Here is a 26,010-nt window from a genome sequence, read left to right as displayed (position 1 = left end):
CACTTGTCAGCCAATGCAGATTCAAATGTCGGCACCAGACTCCTCAGATGCCCTTACTGACCAGGAGGCGCCGAGCCATCACGACGGTCGGGACTCCTACGAAAACAGCGTGGCAAAGGAGGCTTCCATATAGCGGACCAGATAGGCCCAAAGAATTTGTAAAATAAATCGACACAGGCAGGTTCGCTGCCGCCATTAGACACGCGGCGATGGCCTGGACTTTCACTTTATTCGCGCCGTTCAAGAGCATGCTCACTTGACTCATGCCAAATGCATAGACGTTCCACAATGCGAATGCTATAAGAAGCTCTAGAGCGGGTACTACACTCTCACCGGCCCATACCTCAACGATGAATCGACCGAGAAAAACAATCAACAATGATGCCGCAATATATAGCCCTAGGGTTATATATAAAGTCCGCGCGAAGGACTTCCTCACCCAGAGCATGTCTCCATCGGCTAATGCGTGAGCAGTGGACGCCCACATCTGTTGAAGGCCGCCAGTAAACAACGTCGTCAATCCACTGAAAAGCCTGAGAACGACGCCGAAAGTTGCGGCGCCAGCAGCACCGACTACATACATGATGACCAAGGTGTCAGTTTGATACGTTACGGCACCTGCAAATGCCAAACCCATGAAAGGGACGCCCCGCGTCAAGAGCCGACCGATCACGCTTAGCTCGCATGCTGCCCATAAAGGACTATAACGTCCCTGCCTCAAATTGAGCATCAGCACGGTTTGGGCAACGTTTGCAATCACGGGGATGCCGACAAACACAACGACGAAGAAGTAGAGGTTTTCTTGCCAAACGCTTCCGCACAATACCCCGATGAATACTCCGACAGCGGATGCGAGGTTCACATAGTTGTTTATGTAACCCTTTTGGATGCCGAGGGCAAGTCTGGAACCTAATGTTGCCGGAATGGCGACGGCCGTCGCAGCGGCGAATATGACCAGCGATATTCGTATCTGATGCTCATCCACCCCCGGGGCCTCGAATAGCAACACGCTCGGCATGAACAAAACACCGGGAATGACGAGCAACACCACAACCAACGACATGCCACTTAGAAAAGCAAGTGAGTTTGCAATAAGCTTACGAATACCGGCCGTATTTCCCCTTGCATGGAGCTGCGAAAGATCAAAAATCGTAGCATTGCCGACGCCGAAATCCAGAAATCCGAATACCGCGACAAGCCCGACAAGAGTGGTCAAGACGCCGTATTCAATATTACCGACAGCTCGGACTGCGACTGCCACGGACAAGAGGCCGAGGAGCGTGGTGCCAACCTTGGAGCCGATTCCCGTCAGGAATGCTGTCTTTACTGCTTTCGTTCTGAGACGCATGGATACCGTTGAGTCATGAGCCAGCACTTCACCTTCGCGATGATCTTGCTGAACGCCCAGGCCTCTCACGTCAGGACTTTTCATGCACTCAGTGCTAGCTGATAGCAACGTTGAGTATTTGCCGCGGTAGCTGCCCACGAAAAAAGAGAGGCCCGCTCCAAACCTCGTTCTCTCAGCAGCAAACGGAAATCGGCGTCGTCAGCCACTCTCATCATCTTTGTGGCCAGCAGTTCCGAGTCATCCGCTTTGAAATAGTCCCCAGCGTCCCCTCCGACCTCTACCAGTGCAGGGGTCTCAGCTAGCAGAGCCGGACACCCCGACGCCATCGCTTCCAGGGTCGGAAGGCCGAATCCTTCATATTTCGACGGGAAGATCAGGCCCGTCGCTCCCCTGTAGAGCTCTTCTAGCTCTCGATTGGTTGGCGAGAGATGGCGGATCCTGGATGCGAGCCCTAGACGCATAATGTGGTTATCCTCTTCGGCACTGAACGCGCCACCGCCGACAACTACCAGATCCGCACTAATCTCACGCGCCACCAGACTCATGGCCTGCAGCACAACCTCAAAATTCTTGTACCCGCCGCGGGCGCCGACGAACAGGAAATAGTTACCGTGCTCGCCTTGGTCTTCACGGTTAGGTTTGAACTCGTCGGAAACGCCCAGCCGCGTCACTACGATTGGCACGTCCAACCCCGGGTAGAAAGACAGGAGGTCCCGTTTTGTCGTTTCCGAGACGCAAGCGATCGCATCAGCGGCGAGTATGTGTTTATCCTTGAGTGCATGAGGATTTCCCGACCCAAAATGCTCCGGAAACAGCTCTGGAATCATGTCGTGGATCGTTATTACATGCCGGCTCTTAGGATGAGTTCGCCAAGGGCGATCAAAGTAATAAGTATGATGGACAACATCGGGGCGAGGCTCACGTCGAACGTGCCGGAATGCCGCTGCGATCTGGTTGGCCGTCATCAGGACAGGTCGCTTATTGAGGTGCTTTATAGGTAACGAGGCTCCCAATCCAACCTCTTTTAGATGGGCGTTCTTGGTGAGTATCGGGAAACCTAAAACATCAACTTCAAGTTTCGGGTCGTTCATATACCGAACCGCAAGGTTTACGAAGTAGTTGCTTATCCCACCACGCCTCTGGTGAGAAAAAATTTGGTCGTCGAACATGACTCGCATGTATTCCCCCGATGCTCGCGGCTTTCAGCCGCAACGTTCCCTTGGGCAATCCTACTGGTTGCGAATCTAACGGTTTGGCCCGTCGAGTAAGCAGCGTCAGTGGATGGACTCCGAGTATGATCAATAGTTGGCCTAATCATACAGTGCGGCAGCTATCGTGACGGGCTGCTCTCTTGAACTGTGGGTACGGTGGCGCAGCGTCTGGTGGACGGGAAGCCCGAAATACTTATGATGGCCTACCGGGGGCCGACGCCGTCGCGTCAGCCTTCAAGCTGGCACCTCGGCCGAGCTTACGGTCAAAGGGTAGCTCGACGTACTTATGGAGCGCCCACGCAGTCACAAAGCTCAGCACAAAGGCGATTCCGAACCCAACCCATTCATCGACACCAAGCGATTGAAATCCCGGCTGGGCGAGCCGGGCAATGAAGATGTTATGAACCAGATAGAAGCAATATGAGATTGCACCCAGGTTTACTGAAAAGCGGCCACCGAGCCAGCCATGCGTACCGGCGATGTCCCGCTGTGCGGCAGCAACTATCAGGACGGCGAACGGGACGATAACAAGTGCCACGATCCCGAAGGCCGATGGCCACAGCCCTGCCGCAAGGTACGCGGTCGCCGCCAAAGCGACTGCGAACTTCCATGAGATCGTGGGGAGAAGCCCTGCCCTGAACTGCAGCGCTAGCACTGCACCAAGAATGAATTCAGGCAGGCGCGCGGGAGGGAAGTAATAAACGGCCCACGCCGTGAACGAGCCATCATCGAGGTCTGCCGGGTTGAGCGATTGAGAAGCCATGGCAGCTAGCGCTATGGGCACAGCAACCGCTACAGCACCAGCGACCCACAAGCCTCGGCCAGACAACCTGCGGAGCGCGGCAATTACAAACGGGAACATCAGGTAGAAGAACGCCTCAACCGAGAGCGACCAGGCGGGCGTATTAACTGCGAAGTAGACGTGCTTATCGGGCACCCAGGATTGCAACAAGAATGGGGTCAGCAATCCGTTCGCAAGGCCCTTTGGGTCGCGAATAAGCCACAGCAGACCTGCGATCAGAAGCGCCGCCAGGTAGGCGGGATAAATACGAGCGAATCGTCGGCGATAGAACCCGAGAATCGTATCCCCAGGCCTAGACGACCAAGCCAGGACGAAGCCACTCAGTATGAAGAAGAATGAAACGCCGCTTCTGCCCTGGCCGAAGACCGCGTGCACCACATCCCACTCGGCACCACCAATGAACAGCAGCCCGTGAAAAACGAAAACGGCAAGCGCGGCAATGAACCTGAGGCCAGTGAGTCGGTCAAGTCGAGCGCTTTCAACGCGCATGGAAGTCCCCCAACAGTATTTGCGATCGTCCCAAGTCTATTGCCAACCGCGCGGCCTATAAGACCGGTTGAGTTTCCCCAGTTGGAAGTGCATTCCCTCTTCTGAGTTGGGGCCATATACGCGGTCAGATGCTCCTGCGCGGCCCTTCCGCGCTCGCAATGAAGTACGTTCTGCTGGATGCCAGGTGCTCATTGGCTACCGCACTGACCGTCCACGTTGAAAGTCGCGCCAGCGCGGCAGAACTGACGCGCTTTTCACATGCCGGAGGTCGAGAACAGGCCAGACCATGGGGTTCCGCCCCTTGAGTCCTGACGAAGTTCTACCAGTTAGATAAGAGTGGGCGTAGCGGATCCATTGGACCTCAGCGGCTAGAACCGACGCTCAGGGAACTCCCGCTGGAATCATTGTTGGCAGACACCCATCGTGGCGAATCTGGTTGCTCTACGACTCTCGGCCCAATTCCCCGCGGGTTTCCTGCAACCGTTTTATAAACCATCGGGACTGTTCCGGGCCGTAGGGCAGGACCGGAATGGCCTTGGTGGCGTCATCGGGGGTGTCGCGGATGGACTGGCGCGCTTGGCGGACAGCCGTGGTCATAGTGTTAGCCATGGTTTTGACGAACTGGTCGCTGCACGGCTTGCCGTGGCCGGGGATCAGGAATTCGTAACGGTGGCGCAGAGCGGAGATGTGCCGGAGAGCGTCGGCCCACTCCTCAGGATAGGAGTCCTCGAACGAGGGGTGGGCTCCCTGTTCGACAAGGTCACCCACGTAGAGAGTGGCGGGCGATCCCACCAGGAGATCACCATCGGTATGGCCGCGTCCCAAGTAGAACAGGGTTGCTGTGAGGCCACCGAGGTCCACCAGGACGGGCTGGTCTTTGACGATTGCATTGGGCACCACGAGCTCGACGTTCTCACCTTCACCGGCGGCCATCTCAGGCTCCAGCGTTCCAACGTGCCGGCGCTGCACGTTACCACGCTGGTCAATCTCGGTGGCACAGTTCTGGTGCGCCCAGAATTCGGTGACGCCGGCTTCGGCGAAAACGGCGTTGCCGAAGAAGTGGTCGTAGTGGGCATGGGTGTTGACGACGACGAGGGGCAGGTCAGTCGTCTCCCTGACTGCATCCAGAATCTCGCGCCCCTGGCGGGGACCGCACCCGGTGTCGATGACCATGGCACGTTCGGAGCCGACGATCAGGCCCGTGTTCAGCAAGGATCCTTCGGTGATCAGTACATAGTTGTCCGTGCCGACTTCGAGCCATTCCGACATTGTTTCTCCGTACCTCCGGCAAAGCAGTGTGCGTTCGTCTTGGTGACCGATTGTACCCAACCCGCTAGGTCATTTCTGGAAGACACCAGACGTTCCGGCTTGTCGGTAGGGCCGGTCATGCCGACGTTCCCGGGCAGTTTGGGAGACGTAATTATTGGGGCGCGGGACTACTAGGCACGAGGCCACACAGCAGGGTTCTCCAATCGACCACTGGAGGCAGGTTCGAACAGACTCGACCTCGTGAGTCTCAAGATTAGTTTGATGATGCTCTAATTTAAGATCGGCGCCATGCCTTTGAAAGCGCGTCTGCTATCCCGAGAAACCTGGGTACCGAAAACCAGAGTTTCGGCGGTGATGGGATAGGCGTAAAGACGGCAACCCGACGAACGCCACCGCGATCCTCGATGTGTCTTAGAACAGCCTCGATTTCGAACTGGTTGACAGTATGCTTTCTCGTTGGGTTTGCCTGCGCTCCGTCGTCCATTGGCTCAGATTATTGACTGGGGCGCCAACATCGCATGAGTAGTTGCTACCTGCTTTGAAACGGCAGCACTACTCGTTGTTGGAACCCAGACGAGCAAGATAGACGCATTGACGCGATTCAGTAAGACGTGGGGGCCAACTGGGACACCGACAGGCGCTCGACCAGCGATTCAGACCTGCAAGGGCTTCAGCGAGCTTCCGCCAGGAGGCGGCCACTCCGTCCGGCAGAAAAAGCTTTAGTTGAAGTTGAAGACACTCGGAACGCCTTTCACGCTCGGCACCGGGAGGACCCGCGACACAAGGCTGTTCGCTTCCACTTGGCGGGTACACTTGTCGTGACCGCACGAATATTGCCGTTCTAGTGGCATCCGAAGCGGCTGCCGCAGTAATCACAGGGGGACCCGGAGCTTGGATTTACGTGACTACTTGCGCATTCTGCGGCGCAACATCAAACTCATCATCGCCATTACACTGTTGGGGTTGCTGGCCGGTGGTGCAGCGTCAATCTTGGTTCGCCCGACGTACACGTCCGAGACTCAGCTGTTTGTTGCCATTCAAAGTTCAGGATCTGTAACCGAACTACAACAAGGCAACTCGTTCAGTCAAGCTCGGGTGCAGTCATATGTAAAGACCGTAGAGACACCCGTAGTCCTTCAGCCGGCTATCACCAGTCTTGGCTTGAACGTAAGCGCTGCTGAATTAGCAAGGCGTGTCACTGCAACTGCAGACCTCAACACGGTCCTTATAAAGATATCCGTCCAGGACAGCTCGCCTGTTGAGGCAGCAGCCATCGCCCAGGCAGTAGCCAACAGCCTCATAACCGCGGTCGACACGCTAGAAAAACCCAAGACCGGTGGTTCCTCCCCGGTGAGTCTCTCGGTAATCACTCCAGCTCAGGCCCCATCTGTGCCGTCTGCACCAAATACGAAGCTGAATTTGCTTCTAGGTTTTGCGGCCGGACTAGCTGTAGGAATTGGAAGCGCAATAATGAGGTCGTCGCTGGATACACGCATTCGAGGTGAATTGGACTTGCGTAGCGTCACTGATGCGCCTCTTCTCGGCGGTATTGCATTCGACGAAGACGCTTTGAAAAAGCCTCTGTTGACTCAGGCACCAGCGCGCAGCGCTCGAAGCGAATCCTTCCGCCAATTACGTACAAACCTGCAATTTGCGAACGTTTCAGGACAAGCGAAATCAATTCTTGTCACCTCTTCTTTGCCCGGTGAAGGTAAGAGCACGACCGCTACCAACCTCGCCATCTCCCTCGCGCAAGCCGGCCAAACCGTCTGCCTTGTCGACGCAGACCTACGCCGCCCCATGGTTGGTGAATACCTGGGTCTGGACCGTGAAGCCGGGCTTACTACAGCCCTCGTCGGAGCGGCAGATGTCAACGACCTCCTACAGTCTTGGGGGGAAGACGCACTATACGTGCTCACGTCTGGCCAGATACCACCAAATCCAAGTGAGCTACTTGGATCTGCAGAAATGAAACTCCTGATTTCCCGGCTGGAGGAAGTGTTCGATTCTGTAGTCATCGACGCACCGCCTCTCCTTCCCGTGACGGATGCTGCCGTGCTATCCGATCATGTTGGCGGAGTTGTCGTAGTTATAGGTACGCAAAAAGTGAAGCAACAGGAATTGTTAAAATCTCTGGACGCACTGAAATTGGTAGGTGCGCACTTACTCGGTGTCGTGTTGAACCGCGTCGCCGCAAAGGGGCCTGAGGCCTACTCATATGGCTACTATGAAGAAACGGATAGTTCGGGAAAGGGCGGCGGCAAGGACACCCGTCGATCTCCGAGGTTACGACCGAGCGATGTTGATGGAAAATTTGCTGACGTTTCGACCAGAGAGCAACAACTCGCGGATCAAGCTGCGCGAGATGCCAGAGTGTTTCCCGGGCAACGGTCCAGTAATTAGCCGGTTTTCAGCGTGTTAGCGAACTAAGGCTTATTAACGAACTAATAGGTCCACGGTAGGCGCAGGCAGTATCAGGTCCAAATTTTGCAAACAGAGGAAAGGCGAATTCCGTTGCATGCTGCACGTTCACGCCGAATCTTAGTAGTGGAACCAAATCATGACGGTCACCGACTCTCATACGTGTCGTTGCTCGTATCAGCAGCAAATGCGGTCGGGGATTATGTCGTATTTGCCACCAAGAGCCAGGTAGTCGCCAGCGGAGAATTCCAAGTGCATCTTGGAACGTTCAACTCTCAGCTGGAACTTGTAATCAAAGACGACCTTTCCTTGGTGGAAGTGGAACGGCTCTGCCGCGATCATGCTATCGATCACGTAGTTGTTCCTGACGGTGACTCTTTTGCATATGCTTTGGCCAAAGGCCACGCGTGGACGTGGAGGGGCAGCATAACTGTCCTAGTCATGAGAGAAAAGGGGCAGCCTTCACGGTTCCCCGGCGTCACATTCGCGAAGACCGTTGCCAAGGTGCTGCTCCTACAAGCAGCAAATCTTCGACCACGTATCCAGGTTCGTGTCCTAAAGAGCGCCATATGGAAAGGACACTCCCTGCTTCCCGTCTCCCGCGACCCCGTTACTTTTTCGACCTTCACTGAAACGAACAACAACTCGTTTGCGCCAATTCTCACGGATCAGTTTTTTTGGTTCGGCGTCCTTGGAAAGGTGAGCCACCGAAAGAACTTGCCTCTGGTGGCTTCTGCATTAGCTGCAGTAAACCGGGCTGACGTGGCCCTAGTTGTGGCCGGTCAGATAGAAGAGGGAGTGTTGGACCTAGCCCAGCCGGCGCTTCAGAGAATCCGTGACCGAGGGGGCTGCGTCACAATCGTGAATCGGTTACTGACCGACATCGAAATGGACGATTTGATTAGAAGGATCGATTGCGCGGTCCTGGCACACAGTAATGAAGGGCCTAGCGGCATCTTGGGCAAGGCCGCTGCAGCTGGAACCCGAGTCGTAGCCGCCGGCGCTTCGTCACTTCGTATCGACTGCCGGAATATCGGTCCGGGCGCAGAGTGGGCACCTCTGAAGGAGTCTCATCTTTCCTTCGCGCTGGCGCGTGCAATCTCCCAGCCTGGACCCCTTCCAAGTCAGAATGCATCTGCGGGCGAGTTCGCCGCCGGCCTACTTGGTCACAAACCATGACCAAGTAGCGAACAAACTGAATGTGGAACACGCTTTTCACCTAGTCCCATCAGCACTTAGCCACCATAAAGGGAACACCCATGGCCCAGCCAGGCACGCAGTTCGCTCCACAAGCAGAGCGGGCCTCCCAAAAGAAAGTCCTTTGGGTCACAAACCTGGCCGCACCCTATCGAAGACCTGTTTGGCGCAGTCTCTCAGCTCGCTATGAACTCACCGTAGGGCTTTTAGAATCAAACTCCGGCCTCCTGAGAGACTACAAAGCTAATCGCGGAGCTGACTGGCTTCATCATGAGGAAGATGGCGTTTCATACGCGGAGCTCCGCACGTGGAAATTTACGCGTCGTGAGTCGCGGTTCTATATCTTGAAAAGTTTGCCGGTACTTCATAGTTATGACCTGATAGTTTTTGGCGGCTGGGAATCGCCGGCCTATTGGCTGCTACTTCTTGCCAGCATCTTTCTGGGTATTGCCCGAGTCGGCTTCTATGAGAGTCATGAAGCGACGATCTCACGTAAAACAGGACTGTTGGCCTGGGCGCGGTCCAGATTCTTCCGATGCATGGATCGGGTAGTCGTTCCCGGAAAGGCAGCTGCTCAGGCAATGATTGGCTTCGGCGTTGACGAGGACAAAGTCGTACAAGGATTCAATGCCGTCGACGTTATGGCTTTTCACGAGGCAACGACCATGGTTGATGCCTCGGAACCTGACCCGTGCCCTCGGGGCCACCGCTATCTCTTCGTTGGCCAACTCATTGAACGGAAGCGAGTGGACGCGATCATTAATTCATTTATCAACATCGCGCTCCCTCATGATGAACTGACCATCGTTGGCAGCGGGGAGCTCCGAGAGAGTCTAGCAGCCCAGGCTCGGACGAGTCATCACCGAATCAACTTCATTGGTCAGCTTGAAAATGAAAAGCTTCCCAACCTAATGGCCGCACATCAAACTTTGGTCTTGGCCTCCGAAAATGAGGTGTGGGGCCTCGTTGTGAATGAGGCCCTCGCGGCGGGTATGCACGTCGTTGTCAGCAGCAATTGTGGTGTGGCTGAGTCCATTTCGGGCATGCGCGGCGTCTACACCGTTCTTCCAAGCTTGGTGGATCTTTCGGATAATATGCGTGTTTCCCGGTCGAATTGGAACGGAAGGATTACTGATCCGGAAATCCTGCAGTTTACACCGGAGAGTTTCGCCGCCGACTTCGACCGGGCGTTCATGGCCAGCCTTGCGACTCTAGGGACACGGGCATGCCGAACATAGGGGTAGAAAGGACTTCGAGCTTGGGGACACAGCGGAAACTAGCGCTCTTTAGCGGAGGAGGATACGAAAAGGGCAGGCCGATGTGGATACAAGCACTATGGTTATGCACCTCTTCCCTTGTAGTCGAACGAATCTGGTGCCCCTCCGCCCTTCGAGTCAAACTGCTTAGGCTCTTTGGCGCGTCCATAGGTCAACGCGTTCTCATCCGCCAAGGTGTCCGTGTCCACTGGCCTTGGAAGCTGAATATTGCTGATGACGTATGGATTGGTGTGGATGCGTGGCTACTCAATTTGGAGCCAATCACCATTGGGTCAAATGTATGTATTTCCCAAGCTGCATTGCTTTGCACCGGAAGTCACCTGTCTGATTCCGAGAGCTTCGAATTCGATAACGCCCCGATCGTCATCAACGATGGCGTCTGGATAGCAGCCAGGTCTACAGTACTGCGGGGGGTGACTATTGGCACCGGGGCCGTCATCGGAGCAACGGCGCTCGTGACCCGAAATGTTCGGCCAAACGCACGAATTCTTGCCCCCCGAGCAGTGGCGATAGCGGCGGAGGAGGAACCATGAAAATCATCCAAATTGTCACTCTCGTGACCCCTGATGGAGCATACGGCGGCCCAGTGCGGGTCGCCGTGAACCAAACTCGGGCCCTGCTGGAAGCCGGGCACGAAGTCGAACTTGTAGCCGGTGGCAGTGGTTTCGGTGCCACTTTGCCGAAACAGTTCGACGGTGTCCCTATTAACCTCTTCCATGCGCGGAGCCTACCCGGAATGGGATTCTCAGGTACATGGGCGCCAGGACTCCAAAGTTGGCTTCGTTCCGTGATTAGGACAGCGGACGCAGTCCACATACACATGGGACGTGACATGGTTACCTTGCCAGCCTCGCAGCTTGCGCGCCGCCTGCGAGTGCCTTACGTTCTCCAGACACACGGCATGATCACTAGATCATCTCACCCGCTCGCGGGCATTGTGGATCGACTCTGGACATTTCCAGCGCTAGAGAATGCAAGAAGGGTTCTTTACCTAACTCCACAGGAGTCAACCGATCTCAAATCACTCTCAAGGCCATTGCCAACACTAGAGGAGCTGCCAAACGGAGTTCCCCAATCGCAGCATTCGAAAGCAAACAAGTCCAAAGTGATTGAGGTGTTATTTCTGGCACGCCTCCACGAGCGGAAGAGGCCTCTACTCTTTATCGAACTCGCCAAAAAGCTTCATCCGATATTTCCGAACGTCAGATTTTCTATGGTTGGACCCGATGGAGGCCAAGCGTCCGACGTTACTGCGTCTATTCAAGCTTCCGGAATAAGTCACGTATTGCAGTGGGAGGGCGCAATCCCGCCGGATAAAACCGCGGCCCGGATCAGTAGATGCGACGTCTACGTGCTTCCTTCGATCAATGAACCTTTTCCCATGTCTGTCCTTGAAGCGTTGTCCCTTGGAAAACCCGTCGTCATTACCAACTCTTGTGGACTTGGTCCGGCCATCCTAAAAAAGGAAGCGGGAATGGTTGTTGATGAAACCTTGGATTCTTTGGTGGACTCAGTCACACTACTACTTGATGATGCTGAATTCCGGGATCGGGTTAGCCGGGCCGCCCTTGATTTGGCATATAACGATTTTGGAATGAAAAAGATCGTTAAGCATCTCGAGAATATTTATGACGAAGTGAGCAACAATGGCAAACGACATAAATAGGTCAAATGCTTCGCGGAAATCGGTAATGATCGTTCAACCTTATGTGCCAGAATACCGCATGTCGTTCTTTAATCGTCTTATTGAAGAATTGGACTCATATGGGGTGAGGTGTCGAGTGGCAGCCGCCTCGCCGCATGCGGAGCAGTCGGCGAGGGGAGATGCCGTACAGGCCCCCTGGATCGTGGAGTATTCGCCTCGCGAGTTTAAGCTCATGGGCAAGACGATTGGCCTCGGCGGTGCGCGCCGTCTCTGGAATGAAGAAGACGGCGTCATCGTGGGCTTGCTAGGCTCTTCTGTCGACACCACCCGAGCAATCATTGATGGGCGCCGAAAGGGTCTCAAGGTCGGCCTTTGGGGCCACGTAAAACCTTATGTAAACAACGGAAATTCAGTTGATCTAGCGATTGAAGCCTGGCAGTTGAGAAATTGTAACCAAGTATTTGCTTATACTCAGGGCGGGCGTGACTATGCCATCTCTAAAGGTGTCGACCCAAGACTTGTCACAACCGTAATGAACGCCACCGACACCTCGCGTCTAGTCAGAGCCAGGGACTCTCTTTCATCGGACTTAGTCTCTGACTTCATGCAAGCTCATAACCTCAGGAAGCATCGCACATTAGGGTACGTAGGTGGTCTTGACGGTAGTAAACGGATTGATTTTCTCGCGGAAACATTGGACCAGTTATGGATCACCGATCCTGACATAAAGATAGTGATTGGCGGACGAGGATCTGAAGCGCATTTGCTGGATACCGCGCGCTCCCGCGGCCAGGTAACCATGCTTGGGTATGCGTCGCCAGAAGATCAGGCCTTAATCGGTCGCATTTCGTCCGCCATAGTAATGCCAGGGCGAATAGGCCTCGTGGCCGTTGATGCCTTAGTTTTGCAGCTCCCTATCCTTACCACGCGGTGGCCTTATCATGCCCCCGAGTATGAATACTTAGTGGAGTCCAGTACATGCTTTTCCTCTGCCGACAACGTTTTATCGTATGCTAACTTGATTCGATCGTTCTTGGATTTGGAAGCGCGCTCAAATAGGCAGCCAAATATTACCGATTGGGAATTTCCGACTATTGACAAAATGGTTGACAACTTTAGTATCGGCACGTTGAAGATGCTAGACATAATATGATTATTCGTCATGCCCTCTCTTCGAGCCACAACGATCAAAGGTTATAGTTGCAGTGACCACTAAGCTTCGAATCTCGATACTCGGTTTGAATTATGCCCCTGAAACAACGGGCAACGCCCCGTATACCACGAGCCTAGCCGAGGGACTTTCCAAAGCCGGACATACTGTCAATGTCCTAACCGGATACCCACACTATCCGGAGTGGAGTCTTCGGGCCGGCTACTCGGGTTGGCAATCTCATGAGTTAATCAACGGGGTGTCTGTTACACGCCTTCGTCATTACATTCCGCGAAAGCCATCTGCACTTTCGCGCGTTCTAATGGAACTCACCTTCGGACTACGTCTGGTCTTTGCTCCGTGGAAAAAGCCAGACGTAGTTTTGGTCGTAAGCCCAGCACTCTTGTCGAGCGGACTCGCAGTGTTGCGGGCCCGCCTCCGTCCTCAGCGCCCTGCCGTTGGAATCTGGATACAGGATCTATACAGTCGCGGGGTTATCGAAACCGGTGGCGGCAAGCTTGGCCGAATGGCTGTGGGTCTTGAGTCAACAATCCTTCGCGCGACCGATGGAGTGGCGGCGATACACGACCGCTTCAAGGAGCACATGGTGTCGTCACTCGGCATGCCAGAGGAGCGCGTAGAAGTAATTCGAAACTGGACCCATCTGCCGACCTCGCCATCATCGGGGATCGACGAGATGCGGATCAGGATGGGCTGGGCGCTTGATGACGTGGTCGTACTCCATGCCGGAAACATGGGCAAGAAACAGGGCCTGGAGAACGTAATCGAAGCGGCTAGGATCGCGGAATCCAGCCAAAGTCGAGTGCGTTTTGTGCTAATGGGCAACGGCAACCAGCGTCAACGGCTCGAAGCAATGGCTTACGGGGTAACGAAAATACGCTTCATGGATTCTCTCCCCGAGTCTGACTTCCAACTTGCGCTCGCCGCAGCCAACGTCCTGCTGGTCAATGAGCTACCGGGGGTTAGAGACATGGCTGTGCCTAGCAAGTTGACGTCCTACTTCAACGCTGGTGTTCCTGTTGTCGCAGCAACAGACGAAGGCAGCGTCACCGCTTACGAAATTGAGCACTCCGGTGGAGGGTTACGCGTGGATGCCAACGACCCGGCCGCCCTGGTGAGAGTTGCCGAAATCCTCGCGGGTGAGCCTTTGCTGCGCGCGCGTTTGTCGGAAAGCGCGCTGCGGTTCCGACATGAAGCCTTGTCGGAATCTGCTGCGGTTGCCCACTATGATGAGTTCATCACAAGTCTTGCATCGTCGCGCGGTCGATAGGCCGGGCGACTCTTTTGTGTTCCACAACTAATTTCTGGGGGTAGCATGACCAAGCGTGCACTGATAACTGGTATCACGGGACAAGATGGCTCGTACCTGGCTGAGTTGTTGCTGTCTAAAGGCTATGAAGTACATGGGCTGATTCGTCGCGCCTCTACATTCAATACTGCCAGGGTCGATCACCTGTACGTTGATCCGCACGATCCAAAGGCAAAACTCTTCCTTCACTACGGTGACTTGAGCGACGGTGCACGTCTCGTCACCCTTCTGGCCGAAATCAAACCAGATGAGGTTTACAACCTGGCCGCACAATCTCATGTGCGTGTGTCCTTCGATGAACCCGAGCACACGGCGGACACCACAGGCGTTGGATCCATCCGGCTCCTTGAAGCAGTGAGAATGTCGGGCATCGAAACCAAGTTCTATCAGGCTTCCTCTTCCGAAATGTTCGGAGCTACTCCTCCTCCACAGAACGAAGAGACGCCCTTCTACCCCAGGTCGCCCTATGGCGCAGCGAAGGTCTACAGCTATTGGATCACCAAGAACTATCGCGAGGCTTACGGTATGTTTGCGGTCAATGGCATTCTTTTCAATCACGAATCCCCGCGTCGCGGCGAGACCTTTGTAACGCGTAAGATCACCCGTGCGGTCGCGGCCATCAAGGCTGGTAAGCAAGACCTGCTCTACATGGGCAACCTGGATGCTGTCCGTGACTGGGGGTACGCCGCCGAATATGTCGAGGGTATGTGGCGAATGCTTCAGGCTGACGAACCTGACGACTTTGTTCTTGCAACCGGCGGGAATTACACAGTGCGCGATTTCCTGCAGATTTCCTTTGAACATGCGGGACTGAATTGGGAAGACCACGTCCGCTTCGATGAGCGATATCTTCGGCCTACAGAGGTTGATGCACTAGTTGGCGACGCATCTAAGGCTCAAGAAAAGCTTGGCTGGAAGGCATCAATTCACACGCCGGAGTTGGCGCGCATCATGGTTGACGCCGACATCGAGGCTCTAAAGCACGCCGGCAACCATTGGATTGACACCGTTAACCTTGAAAGCTGGAAGAACTAGTGACAGACAAAGTCGAGTTCATAGCGGGCAAGCTGGACAGGGAGTCCACTTTCTATGTCGCCGGGCACCGCGGCCTCGTTGGGTCGGCGATTTGGCGGAAACTTGAGCGTGAAGGGTTCGTCAATCTGGTTGGTCGCTCGTCTGCAGAACTTGATCTCAAGAACCGGGAAGCAGTTTTCGCATTTTTTGCCGAAGCCAAGCCGCGCTACGTGGTGCTGGCGGCGGCTAAGGTCGGTGGAATTCTAGCCAATAACTCGTATCCAGTTGATTTCCTGAGCGAGAATTTGCGAATCCAGACGAACGTCATGGACGCGGCACTTGAACACGGCGTCGAGCGGCTCCTGTTCCTTGGGTCCTCGTGCATCTACCCCAAGTTTGCTGACCAACCCATACGGGAAGATTCACTTCTTACGGGCCATCTGGAACCGACCAACGATGCGTACGCCATCGCTAAAATCGCAGGAATAATGCAAGTCCAGGCGGTGCGCCGTCAGTACGGGCTGCCCTGGATATCAGCGATGCCGACCAACCTTTACGGACCGGATGACAATTTTTCCGCCACGGGATCCCACGTTTTGCCTGCACTTATTCGGCGTTATGACGAAGCGGCCAGGTCCGGCAATACTTCGGTAACTAACTGGGGAACTGGATCCCCTTTGCGAGAGTTCCTGCACGTGGATGATATGGCAGATGCATGCCTACATCTCCTGGAGAACTACGACGGCCCTTCTCAGGTCAACGTAGGAACGGGATCGGACGTGTCCATCAAAGAGTTAGCGGCTATCGTTGCGGGAGCCGTCGGTTATGAGGGAAGGATTGAGTGGGATCAATCCAAACCTGACGGTACGCCCAGGAAACTTCTTGATGTCTCCAAACTGTCTGAGGCTGGGTGGAAAGCATCCATAAGCTTAGAAGAGGGAATACGCTCGACAGTCGCTTGGTATCGGGCCAATATCGACAGCATCCGCAGCTAGCACGGACACACCGTCCATTTAAAAAAGCTCAAAAAGGTGGGGGACTTTGGTGAAAGATATGCGCGACTGGCGGGCCCGCTGTGGCCGGCAATTGCGTATTATCGACGCGTTCGTGATTGCTTGGGCGGTTGCTGGTGCCTACGTCATTCGCTTTGGATGGGCGTCAGATTTAGTCGCCTCAGGTCAAGAAGCTATCTATGCATGGCTGTCCCTGATTCTTGCCCTTGCTTGGTGGATCATGCTGGGGGCTTGGAACAGCAGACAAAGCCGGATTCTAGGCGCCGGCCCGGACGAATATAAACGTGTAGCGGCCGCCTCCCTTTGGCTCTTTGGCCTGGTCGCAATCGTGTCTTACGTTCTCAAACTCGACACCGCCCGTGGCTACGTGGGAGTGGCTCTGCCAGCAGGGCTTGGCGGCCTCCTTTTGGCGCGTTGGCTAATTAGGCAACATCTGAACGTGAACCGACAGTTGGGCCAAAGTATGTCACGACTTATGCTTCTCGGCGGTCCGAGCGCTGTTGCCCATCTAGCTCGCTCGCTTCGATCTGCCAAGCATGCCGGCTACTTGCCCGTCGCCGTCTATACGCCCAACGTTTCCGAGGTTCCCTCGCTTGAACCAGAGTCCGGGCTGCCTGTCGTTGGAAACTTGCCCGATGCCCCATCAATCGTCGCAGCGATCGAAGCATGCAGCGCTGACGCTGTTGCAGTTTCAGCAGGCGTGCAGTTGCATCCCCAGGTTTTGCGCCACTTAGGCTGGGAACTTGCAGCACGAAACGTCGGACTGATAATGGCACCGGCGCTGACAGATATTGCGGGGCCGCGGATTCATACTCAGCAGGTGGCTGGACTTCCGCTTATACACGTGACTACGCCCACACTGGAGGGCGGACAGCGAGTGGCTAAACGTCTTTTCGACATCAGCATTTCATCAATCTTGATCGTTGCCCTCCTACCGGTCATGGCCATAGTCGCTCTGCTCATCAAAATTCAAGACCAGGGTCCAGTCCTGTTCAAACAGAACCGTGTGGGCATGGAAGGTAAACATTTCCAAATGCTTAAGTTCCGCTCAATGGTCACGGATGCAGAAGAACGCCTAATTCTGCTCAAGGAACGAAACGAGGGCAACGGTGTTCTTTTCAAGATAAAGAACGACCCGAGAGTTACCTCTGTCGGACGCGTATTGAGAAAATTAAGTCTCGATGAATTGCCGCAACTTTTCAATATCTTCGCTGGATCCATGAGTCTGGTGGGCCCGCGTCCTCCTCTTCCTTCTGAAGTCGAGGAATACGAGCAGGACGTTCGCCGCAGGCTACTTGTCAAGCCAGGTCTCACAGGTCTCTGGCAAGTTAGCGGCCGTTCTAACCTCTCGTGGCAGGATTCCGTTCGGCTTGACCTGTACTACGTGGAGAACTGGTCATTGGCCGGCGACCTACTTATCCTCATGAAGACCTTCCGCGCTGTATTTCGAGGTGCCGGAGCCTATTAATTCTTTCGCGGCTAGTAACCGCTGGGGGAAAGGACACTACTAATGCGAATATCGGTTATTGGCTGTGGCTACCTGGGAGCCGTTCATGCTGCGTGCATGGCAACACTGGGACATGAGGTTGTGGGCATAGACACTGATGAAAATAAAGTGTCGGAACTCTCGGCCGCTCGGGCACCCTTTTTTGAGCCCGGCCTGGAAACCCTACTGAAAGAAGTCCAAGCAACAGGGCGTCTTTCATTCACAACCGACATGTCCGCAGCGCAGGGCAGTTCTGTGCACTTCATCTGTGTGGGAACTCCTCAGAAGAAGGGTGAGAACGGCGCCGACATGTCTTATGTGGATGCAGCGACGAGCGCGCTGCTGCCATATTTGTCGGCCGACGATCTTGTAGTCGGCAAATCTACTGTCCCAGTCGGCACGGCTGCGCGGTTGCACGAAATAGTTCGGAGTGCTGAGCCCACGGCGGAGTTGCTATGGAATCCGGAATTCCTTCGTGAAGGACACGCGGTGTCAGACACCCTTCACCCTGACAGGCTCGTGTACGGCGTATTGACCGGCTCCGAGGATCATCCTGCTGTTGACGTACTGGACCAGATTTACGCTCAACCGCTAAAGGACGGTACACCTCGACTCGTGATGGACCTTCCAACCGCAGAATTAGTTAAGACCGCCGCAAACTCTTTTCTGGCAACGAAGATTTCTTTCATCAATGCCATGGCTGAACTCTGCGATGCTGCGGGGGCGGATGTAAGCCTCTTGGCGGATGCCATAGGCATGGACGATAGGATCGGCCGCAAGTTTCTCAACGCAGGTATCGGGTTCGGGGGGGGATGCCTTCCCAAGGACATTCGGGCCTTCATGGCGCGAGCTGGTGAGCTCGGTGCGGACCAGGCTTTGACGTTTCTTCGTGAGGTTGACTCGATCAACATGCGTCGGAGGATCCGGGTGGTAGAACTAACGCGTGAACTTTGCGGGGGTTCCCTGTTGGGGCAGCGGATCACAGTTCTGGGCGCTGCGTTTAAGCCGGAAAGCGATGACGTTCGCGATTCGCCCGCATTGAGCGTGGCGGCCCAGTTGCAGTTACAAGGTGCAGTCGTGACGGTTACCGACCCTGAGGCACTCGTCAATGCCGCCCGCCGCTTTCCAGAGCTTCACTACGAAAGGTCAACTGACATCGCACTCCAGCGGGCTGATGCGCTTCTGCTTCTAACTGAGTGGCAGGAGTATCGTGACCTGGATCCATACGGGGCTGCTGCCCTTGTAGCAACTCCTAGGATATTGGATGGCAGAAACGCCTTAAACCCCACCAAATGGCGTGCAGCCGGGTGGACATATCGCGGACTCGGCCGTCCCTGATAATGGCCTCTGAGAATCGTAAAGATAGGGACATGTCCGGAGAGCTTACCCATGCTGGGAACAGGTCAAGTCGACTTAGAAAGTTCGCGGTGCCAGCTGTCGTTCTGGCTGCTTTCCTAAGCCTAGGAACAGCTTGGTTCGCGATCAGGGCCAACACGGTAAAGACCGAACTGGAGGCCGCGGCTGCACTTCTCCCCCAGCTCAAGCAGGAAATCCTCCTCTCGGATGAAAGATCCGCTGCCAATACCGTAGCCGCGCTGCGTCAGCACACCTCTAGCGCTCGGCAGGCTGCCGATGAACCTATATGGACATTAGCGTCGGGGCTGCCGCTGATCGGGCCAAATGCTAGTGCCATTGCAGAAGTGGCAAGATCAGCCGACGACGTTGTGAACCTGGGTCTGGCTCCCCTTGTAAGCGTTTACGAATCCCTGAACTGGGACAGCTTGTTGCCCAGCAGTTCGGGCAGCAACCTTGACCCATTAAAGACCGCCGCCCCGAGCGTCGCCTCATCGGCTTACGCCGTTCGAACCTCGTCTGAGAGGCTCAGTGCAATCGATACGTCACAGCTCTTACCACAAGTTGCGGCGCCTTTGACCGAGGCAAGTGCAGAGCTGAAACAAGCAGTTGGCGCTCTTGAATCGGCCGCAGATGCAGCTAGAGTGGCTCCAGATATGCTGGGTGCCGACGGCACTAAGAACTACCTACTCGTAATACAGAACAATGCGGAGGCCCGTGCGTCCGGCGGCATACCCGGAGCTCTTGCAATTTTGACCCTGGATAAAGGCAAACTCTCACTTGGCTCTCAGACCAGTGCAGCTGACCTCGGGGTTTTTGCGCCTAGCCTGCCTGTTGATCCAGAACAGCAGCAGATCTATTCGACCCGGCTGGGCAAGTATATGCAGGACGTGAACCTCACGCCCGACTTTCCCACCGCGGCCAGCACGGCCAAGACAATGTGGGAGAAGAAGACTGGGCAGAGAGTCGACGGGGTGCTCTCTATCGACCCAGTAGTCCTCAGCTACATCCTTCAGTCGACAGGACCAGTTGCAGTCAATGGCCCCGAATTGGCAGCTGTCAAAGCCTCAGGCCTTCCTACGGAACTGACCAGTGACAACGTTGTGCCAACTCTTCTCTCAGATGTCTATGCAAAAATCAAGCAACCAAAACTGCAGGACGCATACTTCGCTGGCGTGGCCAAGGAAGTTTTTAGTGCCTTTTCCAGCGGTAAGGGAGAAGCCAAGGGCCTGATCACGGGCATCAGCCGAGGGACAGAAGAAGGACGTGTGCTGGTTTGGTCTGCCAACACTTCCGAGCAGTCGGTAATCTCCAAGTACCCATTGAGTGGCGCTGTCTCCGGGCCCAGTGTTTCTCCCGCCCAATTTGGCGTTTACTTCAACGACGGTACGGGCGCCAAGATGGACTACTACGTAAAGCGCACGGTTCAACTCGTCAAAGAATGCCCGGCGGATGGCTATGAACAGACTACGGTCCGAGTAACGAGCACGAACACTGCGCCGACGGACGCTGCAACGTCCTTGCCCGCGTATGTCACGGGTGCCGGCATTTACGGTGTGGCGCCAGGGACAGTGCAGACCAACATCATTTCCTATGGCCCCGTTCAATCAAACGTTGAGTCAGCAACCATGGACGGCCAGAAGACTCCGTTTGCGCCGTACCTGCATGCGAACAGGCCTGTAGGAGTCGTTGCTCAACAACTTGCGCCTGGAGAAAGTAAGACCGTGGAGTTCACCTTCGGGAAGATCGTCCAACAAACCGAACCTAACTTGGTTGTCACACCCACCGTTCAACCTGTAAAGGACGTTATCCTCCCGACCGAGACTGCGTCATGCAACGAAGGATAGTGACGGACGCGTTAACACTATGTAAACCGACTGGATTGAGGTTGGTTACAACCGACCGGGGATGGTACCTTCTATCTGGGATATCTATCCGTAGTTCTGCACACGGTCTCGTGCGGAGGGGGCATCTCCCCAAAATCGGGTATCAAAACTTAAACGTCTCCGGGGGGACACTAATGAAGAAAACACTCGCTGCTCTCGCACTTGCGGGGTCAATCGCACTCATCGGTTCCGCGCCTGCCATGGCCGCAACCTACCCGGCACTTCCGCCGCAGGCAGCCGTATCCGACGGAACCGTTGGACCGGGTGAAACCTTCGTGTTCCGCGGCCAGGGCTTCCTCGCCGGTGAACGGCTCATCATCCGCGTTACGCCCGGCCAGGCTCCGGCCTCCAACGGCGCAAACATCGCCGGCAGCCGGGCGGTTGCCGCTCGCATCAATGTTGTGGCCGAGGCGCAAACCCTGACCACCACGGCGGACGCTCAAGGCGCATTCTCCCTGCCGATCGCCATCAACGAGGCCGGCACCTACTCCCTGACTGCAACAGGGGAAACCTCGGGTGTGACCGTTGGCCCCGTCACGGTCACCGTGGCTGCCTCGCTGGCCAACACCGGTGGGGGCGCTCCGCTGGCCAACACGGGCGGCCTGGCCAACACCGGCGCCGACTCCGGCCTGATCCTGTGGACCCTGGTGGGCGCAGGCGCACTGGCCGCCGGCGCAACCTCCGTTGTGGTGGTTCGCCGCCGCGCCAAGGCTGAGGTTTCCGCCTAAGTCCAAGGCTCCATAGCACCAACGAAGGTGGGTGCATCTCCGGAAACGGAGATGCACCCACCTTCTGCTTTTGGGTTTCGACAGGCTTGATTTCGACAGGCTCAATCACCGGTGAGCTCAACCACCGATGGCTTGTGGGTTTCCGGGTGTCGACAGGCTCAACCAACGACTGACGGGCTCTATCACTGTCCGATTTGTGGTAACTATTAGGGCTATGGGGAGACATTGGCGCAAAGCACCGAGAGAATACGACTTTTCCGTGCCACTCCCCCGGCCACAGGTGCTGGGCTACGCCCTCCTGATCCTCCTGGCGGCCTGCGCCCTGGCAACCGCCGCATTCGCCCTTCTGCGGACGTCCTGAGGCCCTTTTTGAAACACCTTCACAACCACCGGCTGTGGCAGCTTATCCTCGCCGCCATGGTGGTTCCCTTGGCCCTCGTCGCCTTCTGGCCAACCCCCGTGGACCAACCCGTCTCCGGACAGCTCGCCACGATGTTGAATTTCCTCCACCACCACGGCATTCCCCGCTGGTTTAACTACGACTTCGTGGAAAGATCCGCCAACATCGCCCTTTTCGTCCCCGTGGGATTTGTGGCGGGCTTGGCATTTCCCAACAAACAATGGTGGCAAATCGGCGCCTTCGGAATGCTCGTTTCCGGTTGTATCGAACTGGGGCAGCTTCTATTTCTTCACAGCCGCTTTGCAAGCCCGTCAGATGTCATGACGAATACGTCAGGGGCTGTCATCGGCGCCCTTGTGGCTGTCTTGGCCACGCAAAAAGGGAGGCCCGCCGCCTTACGGCAACGAGCCTCCCTAAAGCAGTAGAGCGTCAGAACTACCCGACGAAGCCCTTCATCCAGGTCTTCAGGTCCTCGCCGAACTCCACGCGCTCGGAAGCGAGCGTGATGACGGCCTTGAGGTAGCTCAGCTTGTCGCCGGTGTCATAGCGGCGGCCCTTGAAGACCACGCCGTACACACCGGAGCCTTCGCCCTCGCCCGCTGCGAGGGTCTGCAGGGCGTCGGTCAGCTGGATCTCGTTGCCGCGGCCGGGGGCGGTGTTCTCCAGGACTCCGAACACCGAGTGGTGCAGCACGTAGCGGCCAATCACGGCCAGGTTGGACGGTGCCTCGCCGACGGCCGGCTTCTCCACCAGGCTGTTGACGCGGACATAGTCCTCGCCCTCAACAACCGAGATGTCCGCGCAGCCGTAGGCACTGATCTGCGACGGATCCACCTCGATCAGCGCGATGACCGAACCGCCGGTCTTCTGCTGCACCTCCATCATGGTGCTCAGCAGGTTCTCGGCCTCATCGATGAGGTCGTCACCCAGGAGCACCGCGAAGGGCTCGTCTCCCACGTGCTGCTGGGCGCAGAGCACAGCGTGGCCCAGGCCCTTGGCCTCACCCTGGCGGACGTAGTGGATGGGGCCAAGGTTGGAGGCGTACTCCACCATGCCCAGCTTGTCTTTGTCCCCCTTGGCCTCCAGCGCAGCCTCCAGGCCGGGCTCGCGGTCAAAGTGGTCCTCCAGGGCGCGCTTGTTGCGGCCCGTGATCATCAGAAGATCGGTAAGGCCGGCACCCACCGCTTCCTCGACGACGTACTGGATGGCCGGGCGGTCTACAACGGGCAACATTTCCTTCGGCATTGCCTTGGTGGCGGGCAGGAATCGAGTTCCCAATCCGGCAGCAGGAATGACGGCTTTGGTGATAGCTCTCCCCATAGTCATAGCTGAACCTTAACAAATTTGTTGGAGCGGCGGACAATTATGGTTTCGTGGAGCAGGTTGAGACAGGCCTCGACAGGCTCGATTTCGACAGGCTCAATCGCCACCGAATTTTGGCTCGCGTTTCTCCTGGAATGCCCGGAATCCCTCTGCGTAATCGTCGGTCTTGCAGAGGCGTGCCTGCTCCTCGTTCTCCTCCTGCATGGCCTGCCAGAGGCCCAGCCGCTGATCGCGGATGTGCGCCACCAGCTCCTTCGACGCAACGAACGCACCCGTGGCGCCGGCTGCCACCCGCTCCACAATCGCCCGCGTGGAATCCAGCAGCTCGGCCGCCGGCAAGGCGCGGCTGAACATTCCCTGCGTCACGGCCTCGGCGCCCGAGATCAGGTCCGCCGTGTAGATCAGGTCCAGCGTCCGGTGCATGCCCAGCCGCTCCGTGAAGTACCAGTGCCCGCCCGAGTCCAGCGTGGCGCCCAGCTTGGCGAACGGCGAGCCGAACTTGGCGTTCTCCGCCACGTACACCACGTCCGTGGCCAGCAGCAGCCCCAGCCCCACGCCCAGGCAGGCACCCTGGGCCGCAGCGAACGTCGGCGCCGGGAACGCAGCCATCTTCTTCAGCAACGGCTCCACCAGGCCGCCCAGGTACGCGGCGGCGTCGTCGCTCTCCGGGGTGACCCCGGCGATGTCCCGGCCCGCGCAAAAGGCCCGGCCCTCTCCCCTTAGCAGCAGCGCCCGCACCTCACCGCGGAAGGCGGCGGCAGCAGCGTCGTCGTACGCCTGGGTTAAATCCCGCAGCGCCTGCTCATCCAGTGAGTTCAGCTTGTGCGGGGCGTCCAGGACAACCTCGGCGATGCCGTTGCTGATGGAAAGGGAAATCATTCAGACTCCTTTGTTGAGAAAAGACTTACACGTCGAAGTCGACCGTGACTTCCTTGCTGGTGGGGTGGCTTTGGCAGGTGAGGACGTAGCCCTTGTCCAGCTCGTCCTGCTCCAGCGCGTAGTTCTCGTCCATGGTCACGCTGCCGGTGACCACCTTGGCCCGGCAGGTGCCGCACACTCCCCCGGCGCACGCGAACGGCACGTCCGGGCGCACCCGCAGCGCCGCGTTCAGGATCGACTCGCGGGCGTGCGTGGGGCTGGCCACCTCGCCCTGCAGGCCGTCCAGCTTGAACGTGATCTTGTACGTCTCCTTGGACTCGTCCACCACCACGGGACGGCCGGCCTGCCCCTCCGGGCGGTCCGGCTTGCCCGACGTAAACAGCTCGAACCGCACGTTCTCCGGCTTCACCCCGCGCTCGGCCAGGGTGTCCCGGCACAGCTGCACCAGCTCGAACGGCCCGCACAGGAACCACTCGTCCACATCGTCCGCGTGCAGGGCGGTGCCCAGCAGCTGCTGCAGCTTCTCCGCATCGATCCGGCCGCTCAACAGCGGCGCGATCCGCTGCTCCCGGGAGAGCACGTGGTGGATGGCCAGCCGCTGCGGGTACTTGTCCTTCAGGTCCGCCAGCTCCTCCAGGAACATCACGTCCATGGCGGCCTTGTTGGCGTAGATCAGGTCGAACCGGGTCTCCGGGTTGGCGGCCAGCAGCGTCCGGGCGATCGCGATCACCGGGGTGATGCCGGACCCGGCGGCAATGGCCACGAAGTTCCCCGCCTCCCCCGCCAGCTCCTCCGGGTGGTTCATCGAGTTCATGACATTCTGCTCCACGGCCACACCGTCGCGGCCGTGCTTGGACACGAACGCGCCCATGGGGCTCATCACGTCCAGGGTGTCCCCGGCCTTCAGTTCGGCATTGGCCCACGTGGAAAACAGCCCGCCCAGGTCCTTCTTCACGGCCACCCGGATCTCGCTGCTGCCGTCCTCGAAGCTGCGCGGCTCAGCGCAGATGGAGTAGCTGCGGCGGATCTCCTTCGGCTCGCCGTTCTCATCCGGCAGCGTGGTGCGCAGGGCCACGTACTGGCCGGGCAGGTAGTCGAACTTGCCGGCCAGCTCCGCGGGGACGTGGAAGCTGACCTCGATGGCGTCCTCGGTCAGCCGGCGCACCTCCTGCACGGTGAGGGTATGGAAGGACGGACGACGGCGGCCGGTCACCTCAGCCTCTTCGGCGGCGGTCTGGCGGACAACAGGCATGGGCGTTCCTTACAGGACTTTGAAGTAGTCGAACGGTTCCTGGCAGTCCTGGCACACATACAGCGCCTTGCAGGACGTGGAACCGAAGCGGGTGAGTTCCTTGGTGTTCAGGCTGTTGCACTGCGGGCACTTCACGGCCATTTTTAGCCTGATTGCACCGGTGTGGCCGCCGGCCTTGGAGTTCCCGGTGGGCGGGGCGATGCCGTACTCCTGCAGCTTCTGCTTGCCGGCCTCGGTCATCCAGTCCGTGGTCCACGCCGGGGCCAGGACCAGGTCCACTTTCGTTTCCTGGTAGCCCTCCTTTTTGAAGACGGCCTGGAGGTCATCGCGGATGGCGTCCATGGCCGGGCAGCCCGAGTACGTGGGCGTGATGGTGACCGTGACGCTTCCGTCTGTGCCGACGTCGACCTTCCGCAAAATCCCCAGGTCCGCGATGGAGAGCACCGGGATCTCCGGATCCACCACCGTGGCGGCGATGTCCCACGCGCGTTGCTGCGGGGTCCGGGTGCGGGTTTCGAAGTCCGAGATGTACATGGC

22 protein-coding genes are annotated in these 26,010 nt (G+C 57.0%); 14 read left to right on the top strand and 8 right to left on the bottom strand.

What is annotated here, in order from left to right; translation table 11 throughout:
- Positions 1 to 43: 43 nt before the first annotated feature.
- From QF050_RS08570 to QF050_RS08555, 4 genes are all read right to left on the bottom strand, one after another.
- Entirely contained in the window at positions 44 to 1,432 is a 1,389-nt protein-coding gene (locus QF050_RS08570; RefSeq protein WP_308930063.1) for a hypothetical protein, read from the bottom strand.
- Positions 1,429 to 2,517: a glycosyltransferase family 1 protein gene (locus tag QF050_RS08565; RefSeq protein ID WP_308930062.1), complete on the bottom strand. Its 1,089-nt coding sequence runs from the start codon at positions 2,515 to 2,517 to the stop codon at positions 1,429 to 1,431. The genes QF050_RS08570 and QF050_RS08565 overlap by 4 nt, the downstream gene beginning before the upstream one ends.
- A gap of 235 nt (positions 2,518 to 2,752) precedes the next feature.
- Positions 2,753 to 3,850: an acyltransferase gene (locus QF050_RS08560; RefSeq protein ID WP_308930061.1), complete on the bottom strand. Its 1,098-nt coding sequence runs from the start codon at positions 3,848 to 3,850 to the stop codon at positions 2,753 to 2,755.
- A 441-nt stretch (positions 3,851 to 4,291) separates the two neighbouring features.
- Entirely contained in the window at positions 4,292 to 5,119 is an 828-nt protein-coding gene (locus tag QF050_RS08555; RefSeq protein WP_308930060.1) for an MBL fold metallo-hydrolase, read from the bottom strand.
- Positions 5,120 to 6,010: 891 nt separating this feature from the next.
- Here QF050_RS08555 and QF050_RS08550 point away from each other — a divergent pair.
- From QF050_RS08550 to QF050_RS08490, 14 genes are all read left to right on the top strand, one after another.
- Positions 6,011 to 7,522, top strand: a complete 1,512-nt coding sequence (locus tag QF050_RS08550) for a polysaccharide biosynthesis tyrosine autokinase (protein WP_308930059.1) — start codon at positions 6,011 to 6,013, stop codon at positions 7,520 to 7,522.
- A gap of 180 nt (positions 7,523 to 7,702) precedes the next feature.
- On the top strand, positions 7,703 to 8,719 hold the full coding sequence (locus QF050_RS08545) for a glycosyltransferase (RefSeq protein WP_308930058.1): 1,017 nt from the start codon (positions 7,703 to 7,705) through the stop codon (positions 8,717 to 8,719).
- Between the two features lie 80 nt (positions 8,720 to 8,799).
- Complete coding sequence (locus tag QF050_RS08540) at positions 8,800 to 9,975, top strand: glycosyltransferase (RefSeq protein WP_308930057.1); 1,176 nt, start codon at positions 8,800 to 8,802, stop codon at positions 9,973 to 9,975.
- On the top strand, positions 9,963 to 10,547 hold the full coding sequence (locus QF050_RS20330) for a putative colanic acid biosynthesis acetyltransferase (protein ID WP_374121512.1): 585 nt from the start codon (positions 9,963 to 9,965) through the stop codon (positions 10,545 to 10,547). Before QF050_RS08540 ends, QF050_RS20330 begins: the two co-directional genes overlap by 13 nt.
- Complete coding sequence (locus QF050_RS08535; protein ID WP_308930056.1) at positions 10,544 to 11,680, top strand: glycosyltransferase; 1,137 nt, start codon at positions 10,544 to 10,546, stop codon at positions 11,678 to 11,680. Before QF050_RS20330 ends, QF050_RS08535 begins: the two co-directional genes overlap by 4 nt.
- A 25-nt stretch (positions 11,681 to 11,705) precedes the next feature.
- Positions 11,706 to 12,812 (top strand): glycosyltransferase, encoded by a 1,107-nt coding sequence (locus QF050_RS08530; protein ID WP_308930055.1) that lies wholly within the window; start codon positions 11,706 to 11,708, stop codon positions 12,810 to 12,812.
- A 52-nt stretch (positions 12,813 to 12,864) separates the two neighbouring features.
- Positions 12,865 to 14,100, top strand: a complete 1,236-nt coding sequence (locus QF050_RS08525) for a glycosyltransferase (RefSeq protein WP_308930054.1) — start codon at positions 12,865 to 12,867, stop codon at positions 14,098 to 14,100.
- Between the two features lie 45 nt (positions 14,101 to 14,145).
- Positions 14,146 to 15,174: a GDP-mannose 4,6-dehydratase gene (gene gmd / locus QF050_RS08520; protein WP_308930053.1), complete on the top strand. Its 1,029-nt coding sequence runs from the start codon at positions 14,146 to 14,148 to the stop codon at positions 15,172 to 15,174.
- Positions 15,174 to 16,148: a GDP-L-fucose synthase gene (locus QF050_RS08515; RefSeq protein WP_308930052.1), complete on the top strand. Its 975-nt coding sequence runs from the start codon at positions 15,174 to 15,176 to the stop codon at positions 16,146 to 16,148. Before gmd ends, QF050_RS08515 begins: the two co-directional genes overlap by 1 nt.
- A 49-nt stretch (positions 16,149 to 16,197) precedes the next feature.
- Positions 16,198 to 17,634, top strand: a complete 1,437-nt coding sequence (locus QF050_RS08510) for a sugar transferase (RefSeq protein WP_308930051.1) — start codon at positions 16,198 to 16,200, stop codon at positions 17,632 to 17,634.
- 42 nt (positions 17,635 to 17,676) lie between these two features.
- On the top strand, positions 17,677 to 18,990 hold the full coding sequence (locus QF050_RS08505; RefSeq protein ID WP_308930050.1) for a UDP-glucose/GDP-mannose dehydrogenase family protein: 1,314 nt from the start codon (positions 17,677 to 17,679) through the stop codon (positions 18,988 to 18,990).
- A gap of 89 nt (positions 18,991 to 19,079) precedes the next feature.
- Positions 19,080 to 20,852, top strand: a complete 1,773-nt coding sequence (locus QF050_RS08500; protein WP_308930049.1) for a DUF4012 domain-containing protein — start codon at positions 19,080 to 19,082, stop codon at positions 20,850 to 20,852.
- 173 nt (positions 20,853 to 21,025) lie between these two features.
- Positions 21,026 to 21,619 (top strand): LPXTG cell wall anchor domain-containing protein, encoded by a 594-nt coding sequence (locus QF050_RS08495; protein ID WP_308930048.1) that lies wholly within the window; start codon positions 21,026 to 21,028, stop codon positions 21,617 to 21,619.
- A 417-nt stretch (positions 21,620 to 22,036) separates the two neighbouring features.
- Entirely contained in the window at positions 22,037 to 22,444 is a 408-nt protein-coding gene (locus QF050_RS08490; protein ID WP_308930047.1) for a VanZ family protein, read from the top strand.
- Between the two features lie 10 nt (positions 22,445 to 22,454).
- On the opposite strand, the gene galU is transcribed toward QF050_RS08490, so the two are convergent.
- From galU to paaD, 4 genes are all read right to left on the bottom strand, one after another.
- Positions 22,455 to 23,345 carry a UTP--glucose-1-phosphate uridylyltransferase GalU gene (gene galU / locus QF050_RS08485; RefSeq protein WP_308930046.1) on the bottom strand — a complete coding sequence of 297 codons (891 nt, stop codon included), beginning with the start codon at positions 23,343 to 23,345 and terminating at the stop codon, positions 22,455 to 22,457.
- Between the two features lie 93 nt (positions 23,346 to 23,438).
- Positions 23,439 to 24,221, bottom strand: a complete 783-nt coding sequence (locus QF050_RS08480; RefSeq protein ID WP_308930045.1) for an enoyl-CoA hydratase/isomerase family protein — start codon at positions 24,219 to 24,221, stop codon at positions 23,439 to 23,441.
- A gap of 25 nt (positions 24,222 to 24,246) precedes the next feature.
- The gene (paaE, locus tag QF050_RS08475; protein ID WP_308930044.1) at positions 24,247 to 25,473 is read right to left on the bottom strand and encodes a 1,2-phenylacetyl-CoA epoxidase subunit PaaE; all 1,227 of its coding nucleotides are present in this window, start codon (positions 25,471 to 25,473) and stop codon (positions 24,247 to 24,249) included.
- Positions 25,474 to 25,482: 9 nt separating this feature from the next.
- The gene (gene paaD, locus QF050_RS08470; protein WP_308930043.1) at positions 25,483 to 26,007 is read right to left on the bottom strand and encodes a 1,2-phenylacetyl-CoA epoxidase subunit PaaD; all 525 of its coding nucleotides are present in this window, start codon (positions 26,005 to 26,007) and stop codon (positions 25,483 to 25,485) included.
- Positions 26,008 to 26,010 lie beyond the last annotated feature (3 nt).

The organism is Arthrobacter sp. SLBN-112 (assembly GCF_030944625.1).
Taxonomy (GTDB): Bacteria; Actinomycetota; Actinomycetes; order Actinomycetales; family Micrococcaceae; genus Arthrobacter.
Note: the sequence above shows the minus strand (reverse complement) of the source record. Positions and strands in the feature narration are given on the sequence as shown.